Source organism: Streptomyces sp. NRRL WC-3742 (assembly GCF_000720635.1).
In the GTDB taxonomy this organism is placed as follows: domain Bacteria; phylum Actinomycetota; class Actinomycetes; order Streptomycetales; family Streptomycetaceae; genus Kitasatospora.
In genome coordinates, this window is sequence record NZ_JOCF01000169.1 from 1 (window position 1) to 1,049 (window position 1,049).

The following is a 1,049-nucleotide window of genomic DNA, read 5'->3' on the forward strand; positions in this document are numbered from 1 at the left end:
TGTCCCTGAACAGTGTGCTCACGAGACGCGGCAGCGCCGTGCTCGTCGCGGGAATCATGGTCGCCGCAGCAGCCGTGACAGGCATGCCCGAACGCGCACGGGCCGCCGCCCCGACCGTACCCGCCGTCGCCGCCACCACCGTCCCCGACGCGACCGGCTCGACCACCGCCCTGACCGGCTACGCCATCCAGTCCTCCGCCAAGGTCACCGACAGCGCGGAAGCCATCTCCACCCCCGGCTACCAGCCCACCGGCTGGCACCCGGCCGGCGCCCGCTCCACCGTCTACGCCGCACTCGTCGCCGACAAGACGTACCCGGACCCGTTCTACTCCGAGAACATGAAGACGGTCCCCACCGACCAGTTCCAGGTCCCCTGGTGGTACCGCTCCGACTTCACCGTCAACGACACCACCACCCGCACCTACCTCAACGTCACCGGCATCGTCTCCGCCGCCGACGTCTACGTCAACGGCACCCGGGTCGCCACCCAGACCGACATCGCGGGCATGTACACCGCCCACGAACTCGACGTCACCGACTACGTCCAGCAGGGCACCAACACCGTCGCCCTCCGTATCAAGCCCAACGACCCCAAGAAGGACTTCACCTCCGGCTGGATCGACTGGAACCCCTCCCCGCCCGACAACAACATGGGCATCGTCTACGACATCACCCTCCGACGCGCCGGCGCCGTCTCCCTCGGCGACGCCCACGTCATCACCGACGTGACCATGCCCTCCCTCGACTCCGCCAAGCTCACCGTCAAAGCCACCGCCCGCAACAACTCCACGAATACCGCCACCACCACCGTCACCGGCACCATCGGCGACATCACCTTCACCAAGGACCTCACCCTCGCCCCCGGCGAGACCAAACCCGTCGTCTTCACCCCCGACGACACCCCCCAACTCACCCTCACCAACCCCCGCATCTGGTGGCCCGCCCGCATGGGCGACCAAGCCCTCTACGACCTCCAACTCACCGCCAAAACCGACGGCACCCTCACCGACACCGCACACAAGAGCTTCGGCATCCGGGACGTCAAGGCC

General features: G+C 67.9%; 1 protein-coding gene. It reads left to right on the forward strand.

The annotated features are described in order from the left end of the window. Positions 1 to 83: 83 nt before the first annotated feature. On the forward strand, positions 84 to 1,049 hold a 966-nt coding region (locus IH61_RS0139865; protein WP_324607654.1), incomplete at its 3' end, for a glycosyl hydrolase 2 galactose-binding domain-containing protein.